A 25,669-nucleotide genomic window follows, 5' to 3' on the forward strand; every position below is an offset into this window, starting at 1 on the left:
TAACCATGTATGAGTGAGTGCCGTTGGCAGAGCGTGAATCTGACGGAATGGGCGAAGACGCAGGGCGTGCATCCGCAGACCGCGTATCGCTGGGTTCCGTGAGGGGCTCTTGCCGGTACCAGCGGATGGGGGCACCTCCCAGACGGAGTCTGGGGGGCCTCGCACGATCCTGGTGAACGTCGACGCGAACACCACGCCCAAGGCCATCGGCGGTCTGGGCCTGTGCCCGCGTGTCCTCGCACGATCAGAAGAGCGATCTGGAACGCCAGGTCGCTCGGCTGTCCACGTGAGCAGCGAAGGCCGGTCACCGAGTCGTTCGTGTCGAGGTGGAGATCGCCTCCGGGATGAACGGCTGCCGTTCCAAGGCCCGGCGCCTGCTGGCCGACCCGAACGTGACCTGCGTGGTGGTGGAGCACAAGGACCGGCTCGGCCGGATGAACGTCGAGCTTGTCGAGGCCGTGTTGTCCGCGACGGGCCGTCGCCTGCTGGTGCTGGACGACGGCGAGGTCGAAGACGACCTGGTGCGGGACATGGTGGAGGTGCTGACCTCGTTCTGCGCACGCCTGTACGGACGCAGGTCGGCGAAGAACCGTGCCCGCAAGGCACTGGAAGCCGCCGAACATGGCTGAACTTCGCCCGATCGCCGCGCCGTTCGTCGCTCTCGGCCCGTCCGGTGTGGCGGTACGTTCCCGGCTCAAGGACCTCACGCCCGAGGACGAGAAGGTTCTGCGCTTGGTGGGTGCGCACCTGGGCTCGCTCGCCTCGACGGACCTCAAAGCACGCTGCCGTGACGGCCTGGTGCACTCCACCGAGTCATGGGCGACCCGTAAGCGGGACCTGACGGCCCGGCCGTCGTCCAGGTGGGCCGGGTCGATCACGAAGGCCACACACGACCAGTGGGCACTCGCCCGGCGTGGCCAGGCAGCACATGTGCAGTCCCTCGAAGCCGGTATCACCACGATCCGCCACCGGCTGTCGCTGCCGGTCGGCCAGAAGGGCACCCGACGGGCTCCGGGCGGCTACCGCTGCGCGCACGAGTGGTTTCACAAGACGCGACGGCTGCATGTGCTGGAGGACCGCCTCGAGAAGGTTCAGGCCGACCGGGAAGCGGGCCGGGTGCATGTCGTGCGTGGCGGTAAACGTCTGCTGGGCACCCGTCACAACCTCGGCACCGCGCAGCTCACCGAGGCCCAGTGGCGTGAGCGGTGGGAAGCCGAGCGCTGGTTCCTGAAGGCGGACGGCGAGTCGGGGAAAAGGCTCGGCAACGAGACGATCCGCATCACGCCCGAGGGCGAAGTGTCGATCAAGCTCCCGGCCCCGCTCGCCGACCTGGCGAACGCCAAGCACGGCCGATACGTACTCGCCGCGAAGGTGCGGTTCCCTCACCGAGGGCAGGAGTGGGCCGACCGTGTGGAGGCGAACCGGGCGGTCGCCTACCGCATCCACCACGACACAAGGCGCGGGCGCTGGTCCGCGGACGCCTCCTGGCAGATCCCTCCCACCAAGACCATCCCACTCAAAGCCGCCCTCGCCGATGGTGTGGTCGGCGTGGACACCAACGCCGACCACCTCGCCGCATGGCGCCTCGACACCCACGGCAACCCGATCGGCCGGCCGCGCCGGTTCTTCTACGACCTGTCCGGCAACGCCCAGCACCGCGACGCCCAGGTACGGCACGCCCTCACGCGGTTGCTGAACTGGGCCAAGACCTGCGGCGTCAAGGCCATCGCGGTCGAAGACCTCGACTTCCAGGCCGAGAAAACAAGAGAGAAGCACGGGCGCAAGCGCCAATTCCGGCAGCTCATCTCCGGCATGCCGACCGGCAAGCTCCGCGCCCGGCTGACCTCCATGGCCGACGCCACAGGTATCGCGATCAACGCCGTGGATCCGGCCTGCACCAGCAAGTGGGGCGCCCAGCACTGGCAAAAGCCGCTGGCTGGCCCCACCCGTAAGACCACCCGGCGCGATGCGGAGAGCATCGCGATCGGGCGACGCGCCCAGGGGCACCCGATCCGGCTGGGGGCACCTCCCAGGCCCTTAAGGCACTGGGGGAGGACGACACCGCCCCGTGCACACCAGAGCGATGTGCACGGGCATCGGACCGGCCAGGCCGACCGGCGTGCCCCTCGGCGTGAGGGACCCCGCCCCCGCATCCCCGGACCACGGACACGATCCGTGCCGCCGGACGCGGCGAGCACGCGGGCAACCAGGACATCCAAAACCGTTCGGGATGTCCGCAGTGACCAGGAATGGGTCCAAGACTCTCTCCTGCTCACTGATTAGGAACGGTTGACAGGGAACGGTGGTGGGCGACAGCCTTTGGCAACGTTGTCATCCCCCGGTTCGGTGCGGAGCGTGCGGGGCCGGTTCGGCTTGTGTTCTTTGATGGGACGTCACATACATGACTGATCAGTCGAGTTCGTCGCGCGGTCCGTCGCGCCGGGCTGTCGTCACTGCGGGTACCACCTTGCTGGCCGGGTTCGGTCTTGGTGCCGTGATGCCCGTGCCGGATGCCGCTGCCGTCCCTCCCGGTGCACCGGCAGCTCTCTCCGGCCCGGGCGGGCTGGCGCTGTACCGGCCCGTCTCGGTGTCCTCGACCGACTATGCGGCCACGCCGGGCTCTTTCGTGGTCGACCGCCTCTCCTCCCCGGGTGTGAGGGGCAGCGGGTGGCGCGCGGGGGAGGGGGATCCGCAGTGGATAGCCGTCGACCTGCAGGCGGTCTGTGAGGTCAGCCAGGTCCGCCTGACCTTCGAGGCGGATGCCTCCGATCCGGTGTACACGCCGCCCACGACCGGCAACGTGCACAGCGGCACGACCGGCAAGGAGATCCAGTCGAGTTACTCGCTGGTCTTCACCGTGGAAGTGTCCTTGGACGGCAGGTCCTGGGTGACGGTGCACCGCACCACGGCGGGTACCGGCGGCGTCGTGAGCATCCGGCTGCCGCGTCCGGTGCGGGCGCGCTGGGTGCGCATGACGTCCCGGCAGCGCTCCAGCCCGCTGCCTCTGGGCCTGAACGGCTTGGAGGTGTACGGCACCGCCGAGGGCAGCCGTCCTGCCGTCACCGGCTGGACCGACTGGGGCTCCCGTCACGAGGAGGCGCCGCGGCTCGTGGTCGCCGATGACGGGAGTGTGCCCGTGGAATCGGGCTGGCGGCTCACGATGGACGACTGGGCCGGCGCGGACGGCGCCGGCCTGTCGAGGACGTCCGTCGACACCGGGGGCTGGCTGCCCGCGGTCGTTCCCGGCACGGTGCTCGGCTCGCTCGTGGAACAGGGGAAGCTGCCCGATCCGGTGGCGGGTCTGAACAATTTGCACATCCCGGAGGCTCTGTCCCGTCATTCCTGGTGGTACAAGCGGGACTTCGCGCTGCCGCGCGGTCTGCGCACCGGTGCCGGCCGTCACGTGTGGCTGGAGTTCGACGGTGTCAATCACCGGGCTGACGTGTGGCTGAACGGTGGGCGGGTCGGAGATCTGACGTATCCGTTCGCCCGTGCCGCCTTCGACGTGACCCGGCAGCTGGTGGCGGACGGCGAGAACGCGCTCGCGGTGAAGATCACGCCGATGCCGGTCCCCGGCAGCCCCGGGGACAAGGGCCCGCAGGGCGAATCCTGGGTGGATGCGGGCGCCCAGCAGATGAACCTCAACTCACCGACGTATCTGGCATCTTCGGGCTGGGACTGGATGCCTGCCGTGCGCGACCGCGCGGCAGGCATCTGGAACCACGTCCGGTTGAGATCGACCGGTCATGTCGTCATCGGCGACCCGCGCGTGGACACCGTCCTGCCCGCCCTGCCGGAGGTGTCGGTCGCCGAGGTGACCGTGGTCGTACCGGTCCGCAACGCCGACACCGCCGACCACCGGACCACGGTCACCGCGGCTTTCGACGGCGTGCGGGTGTCCAAGAGCGTCGCCGTGCCGGCCGGTGAGAGCGTCGATGTCGTCTTCGCCCCCGACGCCTTCGGGCAGTTGAGGCTGCGCGATCCCCAGGTGTGGTGGCCGAACGGTCTGGGCGAGCCCAACCTGCACGACCTCACGCTGACCGCGTCGGCCGGCGGCCAGGAGAGCGACCGGCGCACCACCCGTTTCGGCATCCGCCAGTTCGGCTACGAGTACGAGACGCCGCTCGCGTTCACCGCGTCCGGTGACGCGTGTACGCAGACCGTGACCTTCGAGCGGCAGCGCGCCCAGTACCTCCGCGTCAGGTGTCTGACCCGGGCCACGTCCTGGGGCAGCTCCCTGTGGTCCCTCTCGGTGGGGGACAGCACGCGACCTGGTGTCGACCTTGCACTGCACGCCGCCGCCAAGGCCTCCAGCACCGACCAGGACGGCCACGGCGCGGCCAATGTCACCGACGGCGACGAGGGCACCCGCTGGTCCTCCGACTACACCGACGACCAGTGGATCCGCGTCGACCTGGGCTCTCCCCAGTCCTTCGACCGGGTCGACCTGGTCTGGGAGCAGGCATACGCCAAGACCTTCGTCGTCCAGGTCTCCTCGAACGACTCGGACTGGACCGATGTGAAGTCGGTGGACAACGGGGCCGTGCCGCTGCCGTTCAACAACGCCAGTGCCAGCCTTCAGGTCGAGGACTTCGACCGGCGGACCGCACGCTATGTCCGCCTCCAGTGCGGCCTGCGCAACACGAGTTGGGGCAACTCGCTGTGGTCCCTGAGCGTTGTCGACCGCAGTGAGCCGGGCACCGACCTCGCCCTGCGGCAGCCGGCCAGCGCCCTCACCGAGGACCCCGACCACCCGGCGTCGCACGCCACCGACGGCGACCCGAACACCCGCTGGTCCTCCGACTACGAGGATCACCAGTGGATCCAGGTGGACCTGGGCTCCCCTCGGCAGTTCGACCGCGTCGCCGTCGTGTGGGAGACGGCGTACCCGAAGACGTACGTCATCCAGGTGTCCGACGACGGAAGGAACTGGACCGACGTCAAGTCGGTGTCCAACACGCCGGACCCGCTGAAGATCAGCGTCAACGGTGTGCGGGTGCTGGCCCGCGGCGGCAACTGGGGCTGGGACGAGCTGCTGCGCCGGATGCCGGCCGAGCGCATGGACGCGGCGGTGCGCATGCACCGCGACATGAACTTCACCATGATCCGCAACTGGGTCGGCAGCAGCGACCGGGAGGAGTTCTTCGCCGCCTGCGACCAGTACGGCATCCTGGTGTGGAACGATTTCCCCAACGCGTGGGGCATGGACCCGCCGGACCACGCGGCCTTCAACTCCGTGGCCCGCGACACCGTGTTGCGCTACCGCATCCACCCGTGCGTGGTGGTCTGGTGCGGCGCCAATGAGGGCAACCCCCCGGCTGCCGTCGACAAGGGGATGCGCGAGGCAGTGGAACAGCAGGTGCCAGGCCTGCTCTACCAGAACAACTCGGCTGGGGGCATCATCACCGGCGGCGGCCCCTACGGCTGGGTGGCGCCGGAGAAGTACTTCGACCCCATGACCTACGGCAGCAGGGACTTCGGCTTCCACACCGAGATCGGCATGCCCGTCGTCTCCACCGCGGCGAGCACCCGCAGCATGACCGGCGACGAACCGGAATGGCCGATCGGGGGCGCGTGGTACTACCACGACTGGAGCGAGCACGGGAACCAGGCACCGCAGAACTACAAGGCGGCCATCGAGGCACGCCTCGGCGAGTCGGGCGACCTGGACGACTTCGCCACGAAGGCACAGTTCGTCAACTACGAGAACACCCGCGCCATGTTCGAGGCGTGGAACGCCAACCTGTGGGACAACGCCTCCGGCCTGATGCTGTGGATGTCCCATCCGGCCTGGCACAGCACCGTCTGGCAGACCTACGACTACGACTTCGACGTCAACGGCACCTACTACGGAGCCCGTTCGGCCTGCGAGCCGCTGCATGTCCAGGCCGACCCGGTCAAGTGGCAGGTCATCGCGGTGAACCACACCTCGGCCGACCTGCGTCGCGCCACGGTGACGGCCCGGCTGTTCGACCTCTCCGGACGGCAGCTCGCAACGAGGAGGACGGCCCAGGTGGATGTGGCGCGGGCAGACACCGCCACGGCGTTCACCACGCCGTGGACGGACGGCCTTCCAGACCTTCACCTGCTCCTCCTCACCCTGGAGGACGCCCAGGGCAAGGAGCTGTCCCGCAACACCTACTGGCGTTACCGTGACGCCTCGGCCCTGCAGAGCCTGAACAAGGCCGCGCAGGTGAAGCTGGCCGGCGCGGTCACCGAGGTGTCACGCTCCGGGGACCGCCACGAGCTGACGGCGACGATCCGCAACCAGGGCCCGGCAGTGGCCGCCATGGTCCGGCTGTCGCTGCTGGAAGAAGCCCACGGCCGCCGGGTGCTGCCGACGCTGTACAGCGACAACTACCTGTGGCTGCTGCCTGGCGAGTCGCGCACGGTCCGTCTGTCCTGGCCGTCCGGGGCCTGTTCCACGCGGCATCCGGTGCTGACGGCGCAGGCGTACAACAGCCCGGTCACAGCGCTGCGCGGCTGAAAGCCGTGCCCCGGTTCCCGCCGGTCACTTCGGGACCGGGGCACGGGTTCGTCAACGCACACTGCCGGTCCGGTCTCAGCGCGGCCGGGAGGCGTTCGCCACGAGCTGGTTGTGCACCCGGAGGCGGACCACGGCGGCGTTCAGCAGCGGAGTGGCCAGGCCGAGCCGCTTCGCCGCCCGGGCAAGGGAGGCCAGGACGTGCTCGACCTCCGTGGGCCGCGCGTCCTTGACATCCCGGTACATCGACGGGGCGAAGGGCGAACCCTCCTGCGTCACGGTGGCCTGCAGCGTGAGGTAGGCGGCGTCGGGCAGGGGGTGACCGGCGGCGTCGGACACAGCGGCGGTCTCGGCGAGAACCGCGTCGGAGAACCCCTTGCCGCCGCCGACCGCCGCCACGTCGCCGATGGTGCCCTGCGCGAGGCAGGTGATGGTGGTGGTCGTCGCGATGAAGACCCACTTGTGCCACATCGACGTGAGGATGTGGTCGGAGACGTCGACATCGAAGCCGGCGACGTCCAGCGCGGCGGCCGCGTCGCGCAGACGGGTCGTGCGTTCTCCGTCGAGTTCGCCGATCTCGAGGCTCGCGGCCGGTGCCGACACGGTGATCGCGCCGTCCGGGGTGAGCTGGGCCACGACCTTCACGACGGCTCCCAGGACGGCTGAGGGGAACTGGGTGTCGATCCTGCCGAGGTGGCCGATGCCGTTGAGGAAGGGGATGATCACGGTGCGCGGGCCGACCGCCGGCTTGAGGTCCTGGAGGGCGGCTTCGAGGGAACCGGCTTTCACGGTCAGCAGGATCAGGTCGTAGGGACCGCCGAGTTCCGTGGCGGTGACCAGCTTCGGCTCCAGCCGCTCGGTTCCCTCCGGGGTGGTGACGCGCAGCCCGGCGGCGCGCAGTTCGGCGGCGCGAAGGGGGCGGACCAGGAACGTCACGTCGCGTGCCGCGCCGGCGAGTCGGGCGCCGAAGTAGCCGCCGGTGGCACCTGCGCCGACGATGAGGATGCGTGTCATGTCTCCGTGTCCTTCACTGCGTTGCGGAGGGGGGCGGGGCCCCAGCGGGTGCGGGGGAGCGGTTCAGCGCGGTTCGCTGACGGGGGTGACGGGGGCGGCCGGGACGGTGGCCTCGCGTATGCGGGTGGAGGTGCGGGTGATCCGCATGCCGACGACGGCCGTCGCGACGGTCAGTGCCGCCGCCACCAGCCAGGCGGTACGGAAGTCCTGTCGCTGCGCGGGGCCGACGTGGGTGCCGACGATGGCGACGAGGAGCGCGACGCCCACGGTGGCGGACATCTGGCGTACGGAGTTGACCAGGGCGGATCCGGTGGCGGCCCGGTGGCCGGGCAGGGAGCTGACGCCGGCGGCGACCAGGGTGCCGAGGGTCAGTCCCACGCCCACGCCGCCGAGGACCTGGCTGGGCAGCAGGTCGAGCCAGTAGTCGGCGTCGAGGGAGGCGAAACAGGCCCGCCAGAGCATGGCGGCGGCGAAGAGCAGTCCGCCCGTGGTGACCAGGGGCCCGTGGCCGAGGCGCTGTGCGGCGCGAGCGGTGAGCAGGGTGACGACGGGGACCAGCGCGGGTCCGGGGACCATGGCCACGCCGGTGCGCAGGGCGCTCCAGTGCCAGATCTCCTGGCACCACAGGACGTTGGACAGGAGCATGATGGCGAAGGCGATGCCGAAGACGAACGTGCCGGCGCTCGCGGCGCCGAACTGGGGCAGGCGCAGCAGGGGCAGCTCGAACAGCGGATGGCTGTGCCTGAGCGAGCGCCGGATGAAGACCGCGGCGCCGACCAGGGCGAGGGCGAGGAGCAGGAGGATCCTGCCGTCCAGCCAGCCCCAGGCGGGGGCCTGCACCAGCGCGCCGGACAGGGCGGCGACGGCAAGAGTGATCAGCAGGGCACCCTGCAGGTCGGGCAGGCGGCCTTGCTCCCTGCGTGCGGTCGAGGGCAGGACGCGCAGCCCCGCGGCCACGGTGGCGATGCCGATGGGGATGTTGATCACGAAGACCCAGCGCCAGTCGACCTGGACCAGCAGTCCGCCGGCGACGGGGCCCGCGGCGGCGGCGAGTCCGCCCACGGCCGCCCAGTTGCGGGTGGCACGGGTGCGGTGCTCCGTCGGCACGGAGGCCAGCAGGAGGGCCAGTGAGGTCGGCAACTGGGCGGCGGCTCCCACCGCTTGAAGGGCCCGGGCGGCCACGAGGGTCCACAGGTTCGGTGCCAGTGCGCAGGCGAGCGAGGAGAGGGTGAAGACGGTGACGCCGCTGAGGAACACCGGCCGCTGTCCTATCCGGTCGCCCATGCGGCCCGCGACCACGAGGAGTGCCGCCAGGGCGATGGCGTAGGCGTTGAGCACCCACGACAGGGAGCCCAGCGTGGCCGCTCGGCCGGGGGCGGAGGCGAAGGACGAACCCATGGCGGGCAGCGCCACGTTGACGATCCACAGATCGAGGTTCGTCATGAAGACCGCCAGGAGGATGACGGTCGAGGCGACGCGCTGCTTTGAAAACCAAATCGATGCTTTCATGCGACCAGCGAAGCATGAGGCGTTTTGAGATTCAAACCACGGCGGGCACCGGAAACCCGACATTGCCCAAGCTTTGATAATCAAAGCTCATCGCGTGATACTCGGACCGTGACCACACCACGCACCGACCCGTACGAGGTCCCCGGCCGCCCGTGCTCGATCGCCGCCGCTCTGCAGGTGGTGGGCGACCGCTGGTCGCTGCTCGCCGTTCGCGAGATCATGCTCGGCAACCACCGTTTCCGCCAGATCGCCAAGAACACCGGCGCCCCCACCGACCGCCTGTCCGCCCGGCTGAAAAGCCTGGTCGCGGACGGCGTCCTGGAGCGCCGCCCGCTGTCCGGCGAGCCGCGCCACGACGGCTACTACCTCACCGAGGCGGGCCGCGACCTGCTCGGTGTCATCCGCGAGCTGCTGCGCTGGGGGGACCGCTGGCTGACCACCTCCCCGCCGATGAAGCTGCGGCACCACGACCACGACTTCACCCCCCGGGCGATCTGCGACCACTGCGGCGAGCCGGTCACCCAGGGCGAGGTGCACGCGGACGTGACCGCGGCGGGCTGGACGCTGAAAGGCCCGGTCGCAGGCCCACCCGGCCAGGCGTGACGGGCCGCGCGCGGATGGCTCCGCACCAGAGAGCCACGCGTAAGGAAAAATATGGAATCCCGAACAAAACACTAAATGGTTCTTTTCCGTGAACGGCGACACGTTGATGAGGTGAACCGTCACCTCCCCTCCCCGCGCTTGCTCGCACTGGCGGGCACCGTCGTGCTGTGGGGGCGGGCGTCGCGCTGGCTCCCCGGCTGGCCATCGGTGAGCAGCCGGAAATCAGCGTGCACCCACTTCTCACCCCGGTCACCCGTACGGTGTTCACGGTCGTCCGTACCGGCACTGCCCGCAGGCCGGACGTGCACCTGCTGAGCGCCCTGCGGAAGCAGGCGGCCGCGGCCTCGATGACGTGATCCCCCAGTGGCACCGGCGCAGTCACCGTCAGGAGAGCTGGCCGAGCAGTTCCTGGCGGTGTGCGGCGGCCCAGGCGTCCAGGTGGACCGGGTCGTGGCCCAGCAGATCCTCGACCGTGCTGGTGGTGACCGCTGCGTAGTCGAAGCGGCCCTGATAGGTCTGGCGCGCCCCAGATGAGAGTGCCGGCCGCGTAGGCGGCGTCCATGCCCTCGTCGATCCACCGCTGGACGGTCGCCGCGCTGCGTGATGCGCGCACCGGGGTCACGACTCCACGCGTCGCTTCCAGCTCTCTGACGACTGCCGTTCCGACGCGGCCAGTGGCCCCGAGGACCAGTACGCGGGGGATCCGGGTGTCGGGCATGTGTCACTCCTTGCCTCCTACGAAAGCAACCGTTCGGCGGACCCGTCCCCGGCCCGGCCGCCGTTCGGGACCATGCGCACAGAGCCGCGCGGGACCTGCTCGCCCTCGCCGAAGCGGGCCGGCTCTGAATCTCCGGCGTGCTCGTCATGCCGTTCCGCCACGCCCAGCGATCAGAGCACCGCGGTCTCCCGGCGCGAGTTTGGCCGGCAGGTGATGGGGAAAGTTGCTCGGCTCGCCGAAGCTGAACATCGTGCTGTCGCCGGGCACCCCGCGACTGTGGTAACTGCCGTTCATGTAGGGGGAATTGGGCGTCATTCGGTGTCAGTGACCCCTGGCATGATCGCGGTCATGACTACTTCGATCGTGGCAGAACTCGTTCTCCGGACGGCCGAGAGGCACGGCGTTCCCGGACCGGTCGCACAGGAGCTGCTCACCGGCTCCCGGCCGTGCCTCCACCTGGTCCCCTGGCAGGACCTGACTCTCGCCCAGCGGGAAGAGGCCCGTCCCGCCGCGCGCACGGGAGGCCTTCCCGATCTGCCGGACGGCGTCGACTGGCCCGACGGACGCGAGCCTCTGGTGCTGACCGTCGACTGTGCGGCGCTGCCTCGTAAGGCCCTGGACATCGAGCTGCCGTCCGACGGGAGCCTGTTGTTCTTCACCGAGATCGAGTACGAGCCGGAGTCGTCGGTGGTCCTTCACGTTCCCGCCGGCGTGCGGACCACGGAACGCTCGGCGAGGTACGAACTCGACGGCGAGCTGGAACAGGTCAGGGTCTACCAGCCGGGCGTTCTGTATCCGGTGCCGGGACTGACCGTCATGCCCGATTGGCGCGACGCCCCCGCGGCCACCGCGTTCCTGGACGGCGGCGCGGACCGGGACGACATCCTGGACAATTTCGAGGACGCCGTGCGGGACGCGGCAGCCGGCGGTGCCTCGTACGGAGTCTCCGTCCAACTGGGCGGTTTCTCCAGCCCGTGGCAGTCGGCACCGGACGAGGGCGACCTCGTTCTCCTGGCGCAGATGCACGGTCAGTCGATCGACCGCGACGTCTACACCCAGACCCTGATCGTCGGCACCCGCAAGGACATCGCAGCGCGCCGGTACGAGGCCTTGCAGTTCGAACAACAAGTCTGAAGCAGCCACCGGCTTGCACACCACGGCCTTGGCTCCTTGCCTTCCGGTGGGGCCGGTGTCGTCCTCGGCACGCCTGCCCTCCTGCACTCACGCCAAGTCCCGCGTGGCCACCCTGCCCGGGGTCCCTGCGGGAACCGTCGCGGTCGTCAGTAACGACGAGGCCGAGGAGTTCGGTCAGGGACGACGGGTGGCGCCTCCGTGGCCTGCGCTCAGGGCCCAGATCCCGGACGAGCGGATCCGAGCGGTGACGGACAGGCTCGACGGGCCGTGCGCGACGCGGATCGAACGCATCACCGTACTGACCCACCCGCGCACCGGAGTCACGCCGCTGCCACTGCTGCAGTACTAGCGCCGGCGAAAGTCCGCCGGCCGCTTCTGTGCGAAAGCCTCACGTCCTTCGTGTGCGTCGTCGGTTGCGAAACAGATCGTCTGCAGGTCCCGCTCGTACTGCAGTGCCTGGTCCTCCGACATGGCGGTCGCGGCACGCAGATTCACCTTCGCGGTCTCCACGGCGATGGGCGCCCGTGAGGCGATCGTCGCAGCCAGCCGGTGTGCCCGCGGCAGGAGTTCTTCCGGCTGCAGAACCTCGGAGACCAGGTGCCAGTCCAGCGCCGTACGGGCCGCCACGGGTTCACCGGTCATCAGCATGAGCGCCGCGTTGCCGGGCCCGGCGGCGCGGGACAGGAACGCCGCCATACCACCGCCGCCGATCCACCCGAGCTTCACCTCGGGGGCCCCCAGCCGGGCGTTGGCCGAGGCCAGGCGGATGTCGCACGACAGCGCCGTCTCCAGGCCGCCGCCGAGCGCGTAACCGTTGACGGCGGCGATCGAGGGCTTCCGCAGCTTCCGCAGCGCGTCGCAGTAGTCGACCCGGTTTCTGAAGTCCCACGGCGTCGCGTACGAGTCGAGCGCTGTGATGTCGGAGCCGACGCTGAAGGACCGTTCGCCCGCCCCGGTGAGGACCACCGCCCGGACGTCGTCACTGACGTTGCACTCGGTGACGGCGGCGATCAGCGCCCGCGCCATGGCCGGCGTCACCGCGTTGAGCTTGGCGGGCCTGTCGAGCGTGATGGTCGCGACGCGGGCTTCACGGTCTGTCGTGAAACGGATGGCGCCGTCGGTGTTCTCGGTCACTGGCTCTCCTCGTGAAAGTGGCGCGTCGCCGGTCCGGCGAACCCGCTGCTCGGGCGGACGAACACCTTGACTCTATGAGTATGACGTCATATGTTTCAACCGTTCGCCTCCCCTCTCCCGATCCCCTCTCCCGAAGGAGCTGCCGGTGCAGATCGTCCGTGTGCGCTTCTCAGACGGAAGCCCGGTCCGAAGCGCGGTGCTCACCGGCCGGGGGCTGCACCCGCTGCCTGTCGGCTTCCACGAACTCCTGGCCGGTTCGGCCGCGGAACTGCGCACGGCCGTCGAGTCGGCCGTGGCCGCCGATCCCGTGCCGACATCCGCCGCGCGGCTCCGGGCGCCGGTCGGCGGCCTCACCGAGGTGTGGGCGGCGGGAGTGACCTACCAGCGCTCCCGTCAGGCCCGGATGGAGGAGAGTGAAAAGGAGGCGGACATCTACGACCGCGTCTACGAGGCCGAACGCCCGGAGCTGTTCTTCAAGGCGGCGTCGTGGCGGGTCTGCGGCCCTGACGAGGCGATCAGCGTCCGCGCCGACTCCACGGTGAACGTGCCCGAACCGGAGCTCGCGGTCGTGGCCAACCGGCAGGGCGAGATCGTGGGCTACACGATCTGCAACGACGTCAGTTCACGCAGCATCGAGGGGGAGAACCCGCTCTATCTCCCCCAGGCGAAGGCCTATCTCGGCGCTTGTGCCGTCGGGCCGGGTGTCACCCCCGCCTGGGAGGTGCCCGACCCCCGTGCGCTCGTGATCCTGATGTCGATCGAGCGGAACGGCGAGACCGTCTGGAAGGGCGAGGCGAACACCAGCCAACTGCATCGCGAACTTCCCGACCTGGTCGCCTACTTGTTCCGCGAGGACGAGTTCCCCCAGGGCGTCGTGCTCGCGACGGGCACCAGCCTCGTGCCCGACCTGCCGTTCACCCTGGCCGCCGGGGACCTCGTCTCGATCGAACTGACCGGCCTCGGCGTCCTCACCAACCGGGTGACCGTGGGCAAGGCCGGTGTCGGTCACCTCATCGAGCGCGTCGCCGAGGAGCAAGGCGAATGACCGTCGCCGGCATCGACGCGCGCACCGGAGAGCGCAGCGCCGTGTCCTGCGCCGAGACCACCGCGAACGACGTGGCCTCCCGCTGCGAGGCCGCAGCGCAGGCCGCGGCCGGCTGGGCCCGCACAGGCCGTGCCGAGCGGGCGCGGCTGCTCGCGGATGCCGCGACCGCGCTCGAGGGACGGGCCGCCGAGATCGTCGCGACCGCCGACGCCGAGACCGCGCTGGGCGAGCCACGGCTGACGGGTGAGCTCGCGCGGACGTGTTTCCAGCTGCGCTTCTTCGCCGAAGTGGTGTGCGAGGGGTCGTACCTTGAGCTCACCATCGATCACGCCGACATCTCCCCGATGGGCCCGCGCCCCGACCTGCGCCGCATGCTGGTGCCGGTCGGCCCGGTCGCGGTCTTCGGCGCGAGCAACTTCCCGCTGGCGTTCTCGGTACCCGGGGGTGACACGGTGTCAGCCCTGGCCGCCGGCTGCCCGGTTGTCGTCAAGGCGCACGAGGCGCACCCGGCCACCTCCGCGCTCTGCCACGACATCATGCGCGGGGTGCTGCCCGACGGCGTCATCTCGATGGTCATGGGCCGCGAGGCCGGCATCGCGCTGGTCCGTGACCCGCACATCCGCGCCGTGGGCTTCACCGGCTCGGTCGGCGGCGGCCGTGCCCTGGCCGACCTGGCCGCCAGCCGCCCCGAGCCGATCCCGTTCTACGGGGAACTCGGCAGCGTGAACGCCTTCGCCGTGACGCCGGCCGCCGCGGCGGCCCGGTCCGGCGAGATCGGCCGCGGTCTCGCCGAGTCCTTCACGCTCGGCGCCGGACAGTTCTGCACGAAGCCCGGACTCGCCTTCGTCCCGGCCGGAGCCCACGGTGACGCACTCCGCGACGCCCTGCTCGGCACGGTGGAGGGCCGCGCCTTCACCCTGCTCACCGACAAGATCCGTGAGGCCTACACCGACGCGACCCACCAAGCCGCGGAGCAGGCCGCAGACGCGGCCGCGGACCCGGCCGCGGACCCGGCCGTCGGTCAGGGCGCCGGCCGGCCCGCCGGCCGGACCGTCGCCGCGACCGTCGTCGAGGTCGAGGCGGCCGGGCTGACGCCGGAGCTGCTCGAGGAGGTTTTCGGCCCCTACCTCGTCCTGGCCCGCTACGACTCCGCCGCGCAGCTCCGCGCCGCCGTCGGCATGCTGCCGGGAGCCCTGACCGCGACGGTGCACGCCGAGGCCGACGACGAGATCGGAGCGGAGCTCGCCCGCACCCTCACCGCACGCGTCGGCCGTCTCGTCTGGAACGGCTATCCGACCGGTGTGTCCGTCGGCTGGGCCCAGCACCACGGCGGCCCCTGGCCGGGCACCGACACCGTCTTCACGTCCGTCGGCGCCACCGCTGTCCGCCGGTTCCTGCGCCCTGTCGCCTGGCAGTCCGTACCCTCCGGCGTTCTCCCCGAAGAACTGCGTGACGAGTACGACGGTGCGCCCCGCCGTGTGGACGGCGTCCTTCAGCTCCCGAACTCCTGAGGATTCGATCGTGTCCGTTCTGTCTGGTTACCGCGTCCTGGACCTGTCCATCGCCATGGCGGGTCCGCTGGCCGCCATGCGCCTGGGTGACCTGGGCGCCGACGTCCTCAAGATCGAGCCGGTGACGGGCGAGTGGCAGCGCCACACGTCGGCCGGCGGTGCCGTCGGGCAGAAGGTCAACGCGTCGTTCCTGTCGCTGAACCGGAACAAGCGCAGCCTCGCCGTCGACCTCAAGAGCCCCGCCGGCAGGGAACTCGTGCTCGGACTCGCCGCCGAAGCCGACGTCTTCCTGCAGAACTACCGGCCCGGTGTCGCGGCGCGGCTGGGCCTCGACTACGAGGCGGTGCGCTCCGTGCGCCCCGACATCGTCTACGTGTCGATGAGCGGATACGGCGAGGACGGCCCCTACGCCGATCGCCCGGGCCAGGATCTGCTGCTGCAGAGTCTGAGCGGCGCGCTGTACAGCGCCGGGCGCGCCGAGGACATCCCCCAGGCGGGACCGTATTTCGTCGCCGACGCCATCACCGCGTATTCCGCCTTCGAGGGCGTACTCGCCGCACTGCTGCACCGCGAGCGCACCGGGGAGGGACAGAAGGTCGAAGTCAACATGCTCGACGCGATGATCGCGATGCAGATGCAGGAACTGTCGGTGCGTACCGTCGGCGGCGTCGCACAGACGCGCGGGCACGGGATCCACGCCCACAGCTACATCCGCGCCCCCTACGGCATCTTTCCGACCAGCGACTCCTGCATCGCGCTCGCGTTCGCCGACCTCGGCCTGCTCGCCGAGATCTTCGGGGACCCCACCCTGGCGCGCTGGGACGCCGAGCGCGACGGATTCATCCACCGCGACGCGATCTCGGCCGCGGTCGCCCGGAACCTGATCACCGACACCACGGCCTCATGGCTCGAACGGCTCGGAGGCCGCGGCGTGTGGGTGGGCCCGGTCAACTCCTATGCCGACGTCGTCGACGATCCGCAGGTCAAGCACAACGGCAGCTTCGTCACGTACCGGCACCCGACCGAGGGCGTCGTCACCACACCGGGCTTCGCCTTCCGCCTCACCGCGACGCCCGCACGCGTCGAGCGCGGTGCTCCCACCGTCGGTGAGCACACCGACGAGATCCTCGCCGAACTCGGTCTCACCGAGGCAGAGGTGGCGGCGCTCAAGCAGGACAAGGTGGTCGCATGAAACGGGCGCCCGCGCTCCGCGGCATGACCTGGGACCATCCGCGTGCCTGCCTCCCGCTCGAGGCCTTCGAGGCGACCGGTGCCGCCCCACCCGTCGACTGGGAACGGCAGTCACTCGCCGAGTTCGAAGCGCATCCCATCGATGAGCTGGCACAACGGTACGACTTCATGATCATCGATCACCCGGGCCTGGGAGCGGCCGTCGCCGCCGGCGCGCTCACGGCGTACGAGGACCTCGTCGACCCGGCAGAACTGCACAGGTGGGTGGCCGGCTCGGTGGGAGCCAGCGGCGCCAGTTACCGGCTTGGCGCGCGCACCTGGGCCGTACCGGTCGACGCCGCCGCCCAGGTAGCCGTCCGCCGCCCCGGTGTACCCGTCGTGCACCGGTGGGAGGACGTCCTGCCCGTCGCGCGGGAGCACCCGCCGACGCTCTGTCTGGCCGGCCCTCACGCGGGGCTGATACTGCTGGCGATGTGCTCGGGCAGACAGCCGGCCGACCCCGGTCTGCTCCTCGATCCGGCCGTCGCCGCCGACGCGGTCGCACTCCTGCGCGAGGTCTTCCGCACGAGTACCCGGGAGGTCCTCGACCCCGTCGGCGTCCACGAGTCGCTCGAGGCCGGCGACGGCCCGGCCTGGTGCCCGCTGACCTACGGTTACGTCACCTATGCCGGGACGCTCGCATGGAGCGATGCGCCGTCCTGGCGCGGCACCGTGCCGCTCAGCGTCCTCGGCGGCACCGGTCTGGCGATCGCGGCGCGGTCCGCGTCGGACCCGTCGGTCGGCGCCTGGGTACGTGCCTTTCTCGACGATCGTGTCCAGTCCGACCTGGTACCACGCGCCGGCGGCCAGCCCGCGCACCGCGCGGTGTGGGAAAGCAGCCGGTCGTTCTACGCGGACACGCTCGCCACACTCGAAGCCGCGTGGGTGCGGCCGCGATACCCCGGCTGGATCACGCTCCAGGACCAGCTGTCCGAGCAGGTCCGCGAGGCGATCGTGGCGGGGCGCGACCCGGCCGCGGCGATCGCCGACGCGAACCGCCGCCACGCCGCGCTGCGCCGGGCCTGCGAGCGATGACGACACCGTTGCGTTCGCCAGGGCTGACCTGGCCTCTCACCGGCCGGTGCGGGCGGCGGCCGGCAATGATCTGCGGCGGCACGCGCACGACGTGGCCGACGCGGCGCGGGCGGCCGTACGCCCCCTGCGTTCGCACCGGTCCGGGCACAGCCGCTCGACCCGACCGTCCACGAACAGGCCGCGGTGAGCATCCAGCGCGGCCACCACCGCAAGGCGGAGGCAGCGCGTACCGGCCTCCTGGGACAGAACAAGCACAAGAACCGGCTGCAGAGGAGCTGAGTCATGGGTGTTGCCGTCGTGACCGGAGCGGGAGGCTCGCTCGGGCGGGCGATAGCGCTCCGGCTGGCGCAGGACGGTCATCGCGTGGCCGTCACCGACGTCGTCGAAGGGACGCTGAAGGACACGGTCGACGCGGTCTCGGCGGTCACCGACCAGGTGTGGTCACGCGTGGTCGACCTCCGCGACGAGACCGCGCTCGCCGCCTTCTTCGACGAGGTGCCGCGCGTACTCGGGCCCGTGAGCCTGCTGGTCAACAATGCGGCGGTCTATCCGACCGTGCCCTTCCTCGAGATGACGCCCGCCGACTACGAGACGGTGCACGCGGTCAACCAGCGCGGCTACTGGCTGTGCGCCCAGCTCGCCGGCCGCCAGATGACCGCCCGGCCGACCGGCGACGACCGCTCGATCGTCAACGTCGCGTCTATCACCATGCACGGTGGCTGGGAGCACCTTGCGGCCTACGTGACGACGAAGGGCGCGGCGGTCGCGATGACCCGGGCCCTGGCGCGGGAGCTCGGACCGCACGGCATCCGTGTCAACGCGGTGTCGCCGGGCGCTTTCAAGACCGCGGCCGAAGAGATCCACCACGACCCCGAGGCCTACGACGCGATGGTGCTCGAACGGCAGTCGCTCAAGCGCAGGGGCACGTCCGCCGAGCTCGCCGCCGTCGTGTCGTTCCTGACCGGTCCGGACGCCGCCTTCGTGACCGGTCAGACCGTCGAGGTCAACGGCGGCTGGGTGATGGCATGAGTGCGCGGAGGGTTCCCAGCCGTCTGGAGATCGCCCGCCACGCCGGTGAGATCAGCGCGTACGGAGGCGTCCGCAGCGTCGTTCTCGGTGACGGCGTCGAGCGCGGCATCCGTGTCCTGGAGTTCAGCACCGGCGGCGGCCTCCGCTTCGAGGTGCTCGTCGACCGGGCGATGGACATCGGCGTCGCCGAACTGGACGGCGTCTCGGTCGGCTGGCGCTCCCGCACCGGCTTCCGCCACCCGGGCCTTCACGAGAACGCGGACGACCAGGGGCTGTCCTGGCTGCGCAGCATGTCGGGCCTGGTCGTGACCGGCGGACTCGACCACACGCTCTTCGGCGGCGAGGTCGACGCCGCCCACTACGCCTACCCGCCCAGGAAGACCATCAGCCATGGTCTGCACGGCCGGGTCGCCAACATTCCGGCTCGCCTCACCGGGTACGGGGAGGACTGGGTCTCCGAGGAGCGCTGTGTGCTCTGGGCGGAGGGCGAGGTGGTCCAGGCCGCGAACTTCGGGGAGCACCTCGTGCTGCGACGCCGTATCGAAGCAGACCTCGGCGGCACCGAGATCCGGCTGGTCGACACGGTCACCAACGCCGGCTTCGACAGGACCCCGCACATGTTCCTGTACCACGTGAACATCGGCTGGCCGTTCCTCGACGAGGGAACGCGTTTCGTCGCCGACGTTCAGGAGACGCTCTGGCAGACCGACAGCGTCGGTGAGCAGGGCGCCGACCACCGGGTCTTCGGTCAGCCGCAGCCCGGCTTCGTCGAGCAGGTCTACGAGCACCGGCTCAAGGCCGACGACAGGGGCCGGCACCGGGTCGGACTCGTCAACGACGCGCTCGGGCAGGCCTTCGAGCTGGACGTCGACGCCACCGCGTTCCCGTGCTTCTTCGAGTGGCTGAACCTGCGCGAGGGAGCCTGGGCGGTCGGACTCGAGCCCTCGACACACCACGTCGCCGGTGACGCTGCCGCGCGCGCCGACGGATCCATGATCTGGCTGGAGCACGCGGAACAGCGCCGTTACGAGTCGGTCCTTCGATTCTCGCGCACTCGCCGCCCGTAGATTCTCCTGCGAGACCCGGTGCGACCGAGGCCCCCGTCAGCTGTGACCATGCGCGGCCGAACGGCGGGGGCGGGCCGGCCCCGCCGTGGGCGACCGGCGGCTGACCAGGCGAGTCACACCTGGTCAGCCCCGGTGCTGGTGCACAGCTGAGACTGCCGACGCGTCATGCGGCTTCTCGGCGGCGGGCTGCCGACGGCGCCGCCAGGCCTCGAGGATGTGGACGTTCATCGCCGCCTGGGCGCGGACGGCGTCACCGTCGGCGATCGCGGAGTGAATGGCGACGTGCTCGTTCAGCGTCACGTTGAACGCGCCGGGCTCATCGATCCCGTGGTAACGCCAGCTCTCCAGCGCCCGGTCGAGGAGGACGCGCGCGATGCTCTCGGCCAGCCGGTTGCCGGAGATCGTCATGACAAGTCTGTGGTAATCGAGGTCGGCCTGCCGAAAAGCGGCCTGGTCGTCGATGGTGTCCCGCATGCGCTGCATCGCCTCGTCGAGCTGGGCCAGTTGCTCGTGGTCGCGAGCGCGTGCGGCCTCGGCCGCCATCGCCGACTCCAGCTGCGACCGGACCACACTCAGCTCGTCGAGCACAGCGAGAGATTCGTCGTGCTTGATGAGGGAGGTCAGCACCACGCGGTCGAGGGTGTTCCACGACGAGGTCGGCCGCACCTGCGTCCCGCGGCCGCGGGAAATGGTGACCAGGCCCTTCTCCTCGACGCGTTTGACCGACTCGCGGATCACGGTCCGGCTCACGCCGAACTGCTCGCTGAGCTGGCCCTCGGGGGGCAGGAGGTCACCTGGCGCGAGCCGCCCGGACACGATCGCGTCGACCAGGTCCTCCACCACCGCCACGCCCAGCATAGGAGTGGGGGTGCGGCGCTCGGCCAAAACCAGGTTCTGATCGCGTTCTCTCGCCATGAGACGCGAGTATAAGACGTCAGACGTTGTGTGACTTCAGCGTCGGCTTGTTCGGACGCGGGGGTTCGTGTGCCGGCGCTTGCACTTGGCGCGGTACGGCCCTTCCTCAAGCACTCGGTCTGCTCCCTTACATCAGGGTAATTCGAACATTTCTCTGCACTTCAAGGAGGCCATGATCTCACATTTCACGTTTGACGTCAGACATCATATGTTTCATACTGGGGCCACTCGTCTGGAGGAAGAATGCTCAAGACTCTGCCGCAGGGCAGTCGTAAGGAGGCAGGGATGCGCGTCACGGGCTACCGCACGCTGACCACCCTGCACCGCTGGGGCCGCCCGATCGGGGATGTCAACGGCTCCGTCGCCTCCGGCGTGACCGCCGTTCCCGTCGTTCTCGTCGACACCGACGCGGGCCTCACCGGAGTGGGCCTCGGCTCTCACGACGGCCTGGAGGCGGTCTTCCCCGCGATCCTGGGTGAGGATCCGCGAGCCGTCGTCGGACTCTACGACCGCATGCTGGCCACGGTCTTCAAGGCGGGCCACACCGGTTCGGTCTTCGGCGCCATCGGCGCGCTCGACATGGCCCTGTGGGATCTCAAGGCGAAGGCCGCCGACCAGCCCCTGTGGCGCATGCTCGGTGCTCGGGACCGAGTCGTCCCCGCTTACGCCTCAGGCCTCGACGGGCCCCTCGACGACGACGAACTGCTGCGCCTGCAGGCATCGTTCGCCGATCGCGGTTTCGGCGCGGTCAAGCTGAAGGGCGGGCTGGACCTGGCCGGCGACCTGCGGCGCCTCGAACTGGTCCGCGACGTCTACGCGGCCTCCGGTGTGACGCCCCGGCTGATGCTCGACGCCAACGAGGCCTGGTCGCGCAAGGAAGCCGTGGCATACGTGCAGCGCCTCGAGGAACACGTGGATCTCGCGTGGATCGAGGAGCCCGTGCGCCGCTGGGACGCCGACGGGCACGCGATGATCGGCCGCGCCGTCCGCGCCGCGATCGCCACAGGGGAGAACCTCACGGGCCTCGAGCAGTTCCGCCCCCTCATCCAGGCGGGTGCCGTCGATGTCGTGCAGACCGGCAGCGTCTGGGGCATCACGCACTTCCTGCGGGTGGCCATGCTGGCGCACGCCTTCGACCTGCTGGTCAGCCCCGTGGGATACAACGCGAACCCGCTCGCCCACGCCGCCGCGGCCGTACCGAACCACATCGCGACAGAGGTCCAGGACCTCGCGGCCCCGGTGGGCATCACGGTCGACCAGGAGGTCATGGAGGGTTCCATCGTCCTCGGTGACCGGCCGGGGCTCGGCCTGACGGTCGACGAGGCCGGCATCGCCGCGCTGACCGAGTCGGCGGACTGGGGCAGTGCCAGCGGCCCGCATGTGCGTCCCGGCAGCGCGGGGAGACGCCTGCTCGCACCCCGGCCGCCCGTCTGCGCGCCGATGCCACTGGCGTCTCCGTGTGACTGAGGCGGACATGCGGATCGACGCCCACCACCACGTCTGGGACCTGGACCGGCGGCCCCAGCCGTGGACCGAAGACCTGCCCGTCCTGAAGCGCTCGTTCCCGTTCGCGGAGCTGGCGCCCCAGCTTCGCGCGACCGGGGTCGCCGGGACCGTGGTGGTGCACACTGTCGCCGACCTCGACGAGACCCGCGAACTCATCGCGCTGGCGGATGCCGAACCGCTGGTGGCCGGCGTCGTCGGCTGGTTCGATCTCGAAGCCGGCGACCTCGACGACGTCCTCACGGCCGCACGCGAACTGCCCGGCGGCCGCCGTCTGGTCGGAGCCCGCCACCAGCTGCAGGTGGAACCCGACAAGGCCTGGCTCGACCGCCCCGCGGTCCGCCGCGGCCTCGCCACCTTGGGCCGGCACGGTCTGACGTGGGACCTCGTGGTGTCGCCCGAGCAACTGACCGACGTGAGCCGCACCGTGGCCGCGCTGCCCGAGGTCTCCTTCGTGCTGGACCACGCGGGCAAGCCGCCGATCGCCCGCGGTGATCTCACGGACTGGACCACCGGCCTGGTCGCCCTGTCCCGCTTCCCGAACGTCGCCGTCAAGCTCTCGGGACTGGTCACCGGGGCTTCCTGGGAGCACTGGCGGGTGAGCGACCTGCGGCCCGTCGCGGCGGCGGTGCTCGAGCACTTCGGTCCCGCCCGCACGATGTACGGCTCGGACTGGCCCGTCTGTCTGCTGGCAGGCGCGGACTACGCAGCGGTCACCGCGGTGTTCGACGAGCTCATCTCCCCGCTCGGCGCCGGTGAGCGCGAGCAGGTGTGGGCCGGCACCGCGGCGGCCGTGTACGGATTGGAGATCGCATGAAGACGCGGACCATCGGCCGCAGCGGCGTCCAGGTCAGTGACCTCGGATTCGGCGGGGCCTCACTCGGCAACCTCTACCGGGCCACCGGGGAGCGGGAAGCCGCGGACGCGGTGGCGGCGGCGTACCGCGCCGGTATCACCTACTTCGACACCGCCCCGCACTACGGCCTGGGCCTGTCCGAGCGGCGCCTGGGCAAGGCGCTCGCCGGCTTTCCGCGCGACTCGTTCGCCGTCTCCACCAAGGTGGGCCGCGCGCTCGACCCCAACCCCGACCCCATCGGGTCGGACCTGGGATCCGGCGGCTTCGCCGTGCCCGACGACCTCGTCCGGCGCTGGGACTTCTCGGCGGACGGAGTCCGCCGGAGCATCGAGGAGAGCCTCGGGCGACTGGGCCTGGACCGGCTGGACATCGTCTACGTCCACGACCCCGACACCCACGCCGACGAGGCGGTCACCGCGGCGATCCCCGCACTGATCTCGTTGCGCGAACAGGGCGTGATCGGCGCGGTGGGGATCGGCATGAACCAGGTCGCCGTCCCGCTGCGCGCCGTGCGCGAGACCGGCCTCGACGTCGTGATGCTGGCCAATCGCTGGACACTCCTGGACCGTTCGGGGCAGGAGCTGCTCGACACGTGCGCCGACCGGGGAGTGTCCGTTGTGGCCGCCGCACCGTTCAACTCCGGCCTGCTCGCACGCCCGCGCCCCCCGGCCGACGCCATGTACGACTATCAGCCCGCGCCTGAGCGGCTGCTCGCCGAGGTCAACCACCTGGCCGACGTCTGCGAACGATGGGACGTCACCCTCCCCGACGCCGCCGTGCAGTTCCCGCTGCGGCACCCGGCCGTCGTCTCGGTCGTGGCGGGCCTGCGCAACGCCGCCCAGGTCGCGCAGTTCGTCGCCCGCCGCGACGCCGCCGTGCCTCCCGAGGCCTGGGCCGAACTCGAATCGTGAACCGCCGGCAGAAGAGAACCCACATGCTCAGCGCGTCCTACACAGGAGCCCGCACCTTCGCTGTCCGCGCGGCGACGCCCGTCCCACCAGGGCCCGGAGAGGTCCAGATCGCGGTCGCCTACACCGGCATCTGCGGTACCGACCTGCACATCTTCCACGGCGACATGGACGCCCGGGTCCAGCGGCCCGCGGTGATCGGCCACGAGATGTCCGGCATCGTGGCCGCGCTCGGCGAGGGCGTCACCGACTGGTCCGTCGGTGATCCCGTCACCGTCATGCCGCTCGACTGGGACGGGACCTGTCCCGCGTGTCTGGCGGGCCACCGCCACATCTGCCAGAACCTGGTCTTCGTCGGCATCGACTCACCCGGAGCGCTCCAGAGCCGCTGGAACGTCCGGTCCGACCTGCTCGTACCGCTTCCGGACGGTCTCAGCCTCAAGCACGCCGCACTCGTCGAACCCGTCGCGGTCGCCGTGCACGACGTACGCCGGTCGCACCTTGCCGCCGGCGACAGGGCGGTGGTGTTCGGGGGCGGCCCCATCGGCGTGCTGATTGCGGTTGTCGCGCGCCACGCCGACGCGGACGTGCTCCTGGTCGAGCCCGACGCCGGCCGGCGCGGCCTGGTGGCGGCCCTCGGCTTCCGGACGGCCGACCCCACCGGTTCGGACCTGACCGAATCGGTCGGCCGGTGGACCGAGGGCGCCGGTGCGGACGTCGTCTTCGAGGTCTCGGGTGCGGCACCGGCCGTACTGGCGGCGACCGACGTGGCGAAGGTCCGGGGCACGGTCGTCGTGGTGGCGATCCACCCGCGGCCGAAGCCGGTCGACCTCCAGCGCGTCTTCTGGCGTGAGCTGCGGGTGCTGGGCGCCCGGGTGTACGAGCGGAGCGACTTCGAGCGGGCCGTCGGCCTGCTCGGCAGCGGCGCCGTGCCCGCCGACGCGCTGATCACCCAGGTGGTGGCGCTGAGCGAGGTCGCCGACGCGTTCACGGCGCTCGAGGGCGGCCGGGCGATGAAGATCCTGGTCGACTGCCGCAGCGACGACGAGGAGACCCGATGAGCCTGTTCGACCTCACCGGAAAGCTCGCCGTGGTCACCGGCGCGCGGCGCGGCATCGGATCGGCGATGGCCGTCGCCCTCGCACAGGCGGGCGCGGATGTCATCGGCGTGAGCATGAGCCTCGAGGACGCCCCCGAGGTCGGGAGGCTCGTCACGGCCGCCGGCCGCTCCTTCGAGGGCCGCCGCTGTGACCTCGCGGACCGTGCCGCAGTCCTCGGCCTGGGCGCCGAACTGGCGGAACGCGCACCCGACATCCTGGTCAACAACGCCGGCACGATCCGGCGGCAGCCCGCGGCCGAGCACGCCCTCGACCTGTGGGACGAGGTGATCGGCGTCAATCTCTCCTCGCAGTTCGCGCTCACCCAGGCAGTCGCCCGGCCGATGCTGGAGCGCGGATCCGGCAAGATCGTCTTCACCGCTTCGCTGCTGAGCTTCCAGGGCGGCATCAACGTGCCCGGATACACGGCGTCGAAGTCCGGCATCGCCGGACTGACCAAAGCCCTGGCCAACGAGTGGGCGCCGCGAGGCGTCAACGTCAACGCGATCGCGCCGGGATACATCGCCACCGACAACACCCGGGCCCTGCGGGACGACCCCGAGCGCTCGCGTTCCCTCCTGGAGCGCATTCCGGCGGGCCGCTGGGGCCGCGCCTCGGACCTGGCCGGTGCGACGGTGTTCCTGTGCAGCGCCGCGTCGGACTACGTCGACGGCGTCGTCCTGCCCGTCGACGGAGGCTGGCTGGGGCGATGAGGCGCCGATGAACCTCCACACCGTCGCGGAACACAAGGTCTTCCCGCCGATCGCGGCGCCGGGCGGCGAGTCCGGACACGCCGGGGGGCGGCCGCCCCGCGAGCGGGTGACCGCCCTTCAGAGCCACCGCCGCATCCAGTGACCCGGTAACACAGCACCAAACA

At 70.6% G+C, this 25,669-nt stretch carries 22 protein-coding genes and 1 pseudogene; 19 read left to right on the forward strand and 4 right to left on the reverse strand.

Annotated elements, in window-relative coordinates; all coding sequences use genetic code 11:
- The first annotated feature begins 9 nt into the window (after nucleotides 1-9).
- From LQ326_RS19990 to LQ326_RS20000, 3 genes and pseudogenes are all read left to right on the forward strand, one after another.
- Nucleotides 10-629 (forward strand): annotated as a pseudogene (locus LQ326_RS19990) (IS607 family transposase).
- Nucleotides 622-2,283 (forward strand): transposase, encoded by a 1,662-nt coding sequence (locus tag LQ326_RS19995; protein WP_234538554.1) that lies wholly within the window; start codon nucleotides 622-624, stop codon nucleotides 2,281-2,283. Before LQ326_RS19990 ends, LQ326_RS19995 begins: the two are co-directional and overlap by 8 nt.
- 118 nt (nucleotides 2,284-2,401) lie before the next feature.
- Nucleotides 2,402-6,487: a discoidin domain-containing protein gene (locus LQ326_RS20000; protein WP_234538555.1), complete on the forward strand. Its 4,086-nt coding sequence runs from the start codon at nucleotides 2,402-2,404 to the stop codon at nucleotides 6,485-6,487.
- Nucleotides 6,488-6,562: 75 nt separating this feature from the next.
- On the opposite strand, the gene LQ326_RS20005 is transcribed toward LQ326_RS20000, so the two are convergent.
- Nucleotides 6,563-7,498, reverse strand: coding sequence for a ketopantoate reductase family protein (locus LQ326_RS20005; protein ID WP_234538556.1), 936 nt, complete (start codon nucleotides 7,496-7,498; stop codon nucleotides 6,563-6,565).
- A gap of 63 nt (nucleotides 7,499-7,561) precedes the next feature.
- Nucleotides 7,562-9,007 carry an MFS transporter gene (locus LQ326_RS20010; RefSeq protein WP_234538557.1) on the reverse strand — a complete coding sequence of 482 codons (1,446 nt, stop codon included), beginning with the start codon at nucleotides 9,005-9,007 and terminating at the stop codon, nucleotides 7,562-7,564.
- A gap of 108 nt (nucleotides 9,008-9,115) precedes the next feature.
- Between LQ326_RS20010 and LQ326_RS20015 the strand changes: the two genes are divergently transcribed.
- The 4 genes from LQ326_RS20015 to LQ326_RS20030 all read left to right on the forward strand — a co-directional run bounded on the left by LQ326_RS20015 (nucleotide 9,116) and on the right by LQ326_RS20030 (nucleotide 11,811).
- A complete protein-coding gene (locus LQ326_RS20015; RefSeq protein ID WP_234538558.1) occupies nucleotides 9,116-9,610 on the forward strand; it encodes a winged helix-turn-helix transcriptional regulator in 495 nt (164 codons plus the stop codon).
- A 167-nt stretch (nucleotides 9,611-9,777) separates the two neighbouring features.
- Nucleotides 9,778-9,966 carry a type 2 periplasmic-binding domain-containing protein gene (locus tag LQ326_RS20020; protein WP_234538559.1) on the forward strand — a complete coding sequence of 63 codons (189 nt, stop codon included), beginning with the start codon at nucleotides 9,778-9,780 and terminating at the stop codon, nucleotides 9,964-9,966.
- A 710-nt stretch (nucleotides 9,967-10,676) separates the two neighbouring features.
- Nucleotides 10,677-11,462: a DUF1963 domain-containing protein gene (locus LQ326_RS20025; protein ID WP_234538560.1), complete on the forward strand. Its 786-nt coding sequence runs from the start codon at nucleotides 10,677-10,679 to the stop codon at nucleotides 11,460-11,462.
- Between the two features lie 55 nt (nucleotides 11,463-11,517).
- A complete protein-coding gene (locus tag LQ326_RS20030; RefSeq protein ID WP_234538562.1) occupies nucleotides 11,518-11,811 on the forward strand; it encodes a hypothetical protein in 294 nt (97 codons plus the stop codon).
- Here LQ326_RS20030 and LQ326_RS20035 read toward each other — a convergent pair.
- The gene (locus tag LQ326_RS20035; RefSeq protein ID WP_234538565.1) at nucleotides 11,808-12,596 is read right to left on the reverse strand and encodes an enoyl-CoA hydratase/isomerase family protein; all 789 of its coding nucleotides are present in this window, start codon (nucleotides 12,594-12,596) and stop codon (nucleotides 11,808-11,810) included. The two genes, LQ326_RS20030 and LQ326_RS20035, sit on opposite strands and share 4 nt — an antisense overlap.
- A 145-nt stretch (nucleotides 12,597-12,741) precedes the next feature.
- On the opposite strand from LQ326_RS20035, the gene LQ326_RS20040 reads away from it, so the two are divergent.
- The 6 genes from LQ326_RS20040 to LQ326_RS20065 all read left to right on the forward strand — a co-directional run bounded on the left by LQ326_RS20040 (nucleotide 12,742) and on the right by LQ326_RS20065 (nucleotide 19,513).
- Nucleotides 12,742-13,641 carry a fumarylacetoacetate hydrolase family protein gene (locus LQ326_RS20040; protein WP_234538567.1) on the forward strand — a complete coding sequence of 300 codons (900 nt, stop codon included), beginning with the start codon at nucleotides 12,742-12,744 and terminating at the stop codon, nucleotides 13,639-13,641.
- Nucleotides 13,638-15,152, forward strand: a complete 1,515-nt coding sequence (locus LQ326_RS20045) for an aldehyde dehydrogenase (NADP(+)) (RefSeq protein WP_234538568.1) — start codon at nucleotides 13,638-13,640, stop codon at nucleotides 15,150-15,152. The genes LQ326_RS20040 and LQ326_RS20045 overlap by 4 nt, the downstream gene beginning before the upstream one ends.
- 10 nt (nucleotides 15,153-15,162) lie before the next feature.
- Nucleotides 15,163-16,344 (forward strand): CaiB/BaiF CoA transferase family protein, encoded by a 1,182-nt coding sequence (locus tag LQ326_RS20050; RefSeq protein WP_234538569.1) that lies wholly within the window; start codon nucleotides 15,163-15,165, stop codon nucleotides 16,342-16,344.
- Entirely contained in the window at nucleotides 16,341-17,417 is a 1,077-nt protein-coding gene (locus LQ326_RS20055; RefSeq protein WP_234538570.1) for a type 2 periplasmic-binding domain-containing protein, read from the forward strand. Before LQ326_RS20050 ends, LQ326_RS20055 begins: the two co-directional genes overlap by 4 nt.
- Before the next feature lie 282 nt (nucleotides 17,418-17,699).
- Nucleotides 17,700-18,446: an SDR family NAD(P)-dependent oxidoreductase gene (locus LQ326_RS20060; protein ID WP_234538571.1), complete on the forward strand. Its 747-nt coding sequence runs from the start codon at nucleotides 17,700-17,702 to the stop codon at nucleotides 18,444-18,446.
- A complete protein-coding gene (locus LQ326_RS20065) occupies nucleotides 18,443-19,513 on the forward strand; it encodes an aldose 1-epimerase family protein (protein WP_234538572.1) in 1,071 nt (356 codons plus the stop codon). The genes LQ326_RS20060 and LQ326_RS20065 overlap by 4 nt, the downstream gene beginning before the upstream one ends.
- A 123-nt stretch (nucleotides 19,514-19,636) precedes the next feature.
- On the opposite strand, the gene LQ326_RS20070 is transcribed toward LQ326_RS20065, so the two are convergent.
- On the reverse strand, nucleotides 19,637-20,428 hold the full coding sequence (locus LQ326_RS20070) for a FadR/GntR family transcriptional regulator (protein WP_234538573.1): 792 nt from the start codon (nucleotides 20,426-20,428) through the stop codon (nucleotides 19,637-19,639).
- 285 nt (nucleotides 20,429-20,713) lie between these two features.
- On the opposite strand from LQ326_RS20070, the gene LQ326_RS20075 reads away from it, so the two are divergent.
- The 6 genes from LQ326_RS20075 to LQ326_RS47930 are packed head-to-tail and all read left to right on the forward strand — an operon-like array spanning nucleotide 20,714 to nucleotide 25,647.
- A complete protein-coding gene (locus tag LQ326_RS20075) occupies nucleotides 20,714-21,895 on the forward strand; it encodes a mandelate racemase/muconate lactonizing enzyme family protein (RefSeq protein WP_234538574.1) in 1,182 nt (393 codons plus the stop codon).
- A gap of 7 nt (nucleotides 21,896-21,902) precedes the next feature.
- Nucleotides 21,903-22,748 carry an amidohydrolase family protein gene (locus LQ326_RS20080; RefSeq protein WP_268207315.1) on the forward strand — a complete coding sequence of 282 codons (846 nt, stop codon included), beginning with the start codon at nucleotides 21,903-21,905 and terminating at the stop codon, nucleotides 22,746-22,748.
- Nucleotides 22,745-23,698 carry an aldo/keto reductase gene (locus LQ326_RS20085; protein ID WP_234538576.1) on the forward strand — a complete coding sequence of 318 codons (954 nt, stop codon included), beginning with the start codon at nucleotides 22,745-22,747 and terminating at the stop codon, nucleotides 23,696-23,698. Before LQ326_RS20080 ends, LQ326_RS20085 begins: the two co-directional genes overlap by 4 nt.
- A 23-nt stretch (nucleotides 23,699-23,721) precedes the next feature.
- Nucleotides 23,722-24,756, forward strand: coding sequence for a zinc-dependent alcohol dehydrogenase (locus tag LQ326_RS20090; RefSeq protein ID WP_234538577.1), 1,035 nt, complete (start codon nucleotides 23,722-23,724; stop codon nucleotides 24,754-24,756).
- Entirely contained in the window at nucleotides 24,753-25,505 is a 753-nt protein-coding gene (locus tag LQ326_RS20095) for an SDR family oxidoreductase (protein ID WP_234538578.1), read from the forward strand. The genes LQ326_RS20090 and LQ326_RS20095 overlap by 4 nt, the downstream gene beginning before the upstream one ends.
- Nucleotides 25,506-25,512: 7 nt before the next feature.
- A complete protein-coding gene (locus LQ326_RS47930) occupies nucleotides 25,513-25,647 on the forward strand; it encodes a hypothetical protein (protein ID WP_268207291.1) in 135 nt (44 codons plus the stop codon).
- The last annotated feature ends 22 nt before the right edge of the window (nucleotides 25,648-25,669 follow it).

This window comes from Streptomyces shenzhenensis (genome assembly GCF_021462265.1).
GTDB classification, from domain to species: domain Bacteria; phylum Actinomycetota; class Actinomycetes; order Streptomycetales; family Streptomycetaceae; genus Streptomyces; species Streptomyces shenzhenensis.

Bases quoted from the DNA above. Each gene is read 5' to 3' on its own strand.
- LQ326_RS19995 (WP_234538554.1), top strand. From the start codon at position 622: ATGGCTGAACTTCGCCCGATCGCCGCGCCGTTCGTCGCTCTCGGCCCG.
- LQ326_RS20000 (WP_234538555.1), top strand. From the start codon at position 2,402: ATGACTGATCAGTCGAGTTCGTCGCGCGGTCCGTCGCGCCGGGCTGTC.
- LQ326_RS20005 (WP_234538556.1), bottom strand. From the start codon at position 7,498: ATGACACGCATCCTCATCGTCGGCGCAGGTGCCACCGGCGGCTACTTC.
- LQ326_RS20010 (WP_234538557.1), bottom strand. From the start codon at position 9,007: ATGAAAGCATCGATTTGGTTTTCAAAGCAGCGCGTCGCCTCGACCGTC.
- LQ326_RS20025 (WP_234538560.1), top strand. From the start codon at position 10,677: ATGACTACTTCGATCGTGGCAGAACTCGTTCTCCGGACGGCCGAGAGG.
- LQ326_RS20045 (WP_234538568.1), top strand. From the start codon at position 13,638: ATGACCGTCGCCGGCATCGACGCGCGCACCGGAGAGCGCAGCGCCGTG.
- LQ326_RS20055 (WP_234538570.1), top strand. From the start codon at position 16,341: ATGAAACGGGCGCCCGCGCTCCGCGGCATGACCTGGGACCATCCGCGT.
- LQ326_RS20060 (WP_234538571.1), top strand. From the start codon at position 17,700: ATGGGTGTTGCCGTCGTGACCGGAGCGGGAGGCTCGCTCGGGCGGGCG.
- LQ326_RS20065 (WP_234538572.1), top strand. From the start codon at position 18,443: ATGAGTGCGCGGAGGGTTCCCAGCCGTCTGGAGATCGCCCGCCACGCC.
- LQ326_RS20070 (WP_234538573.1), bottom strand. From the start codon at position 20,428: ATGGCGAGAGAACGCGATCAGAACCTGGTTTTGGCCGAGCGCCGCACC.
- LQ326_RS20075 (WP_234538574.1), top strand. From the start codon at position 20,714: ATGCGCGTCACGGGCTACCGCACGCTGACCACCCTGCACCGCTGGGGC.
- LQ326_RS20080 (WP_268207315.1), top strand. From the start codon at position 21,903: ATGCGGATCGACGCCCACCACCACGTCTGGGACCTGGACCGGCGGCCC.
- LQ326_RS20085 (WP_234538576.1), top strand. From the start codon at position 22,745: ATGAAGACGCGGACCATCGGCCGCAGCGGCGTCCAGGTCAGTGACCTC.
- LQ326_RS20090 (WP_234538577.1), top strand. From the start codon at position 23,722: ATGCTCAGCGCGTCCTACACAGGAGCCCGCACCTTCGCTGTCCGCGCG.
- LQ326_RS20095 (WP_234538578.1), top strand. From the start codon at position 24,753: ATGAGCCTGTTCGACCTCACCGGAAAGCTCGCCGTGGTCACCGGCGCG.
- LQ326_RS47930 (WP_268207291.1), top strand. From the start codon at position 25,513: ATGAACCTCCACACCGTCGCGGAACACAAGGTCTTCCCGCCGATCGCG.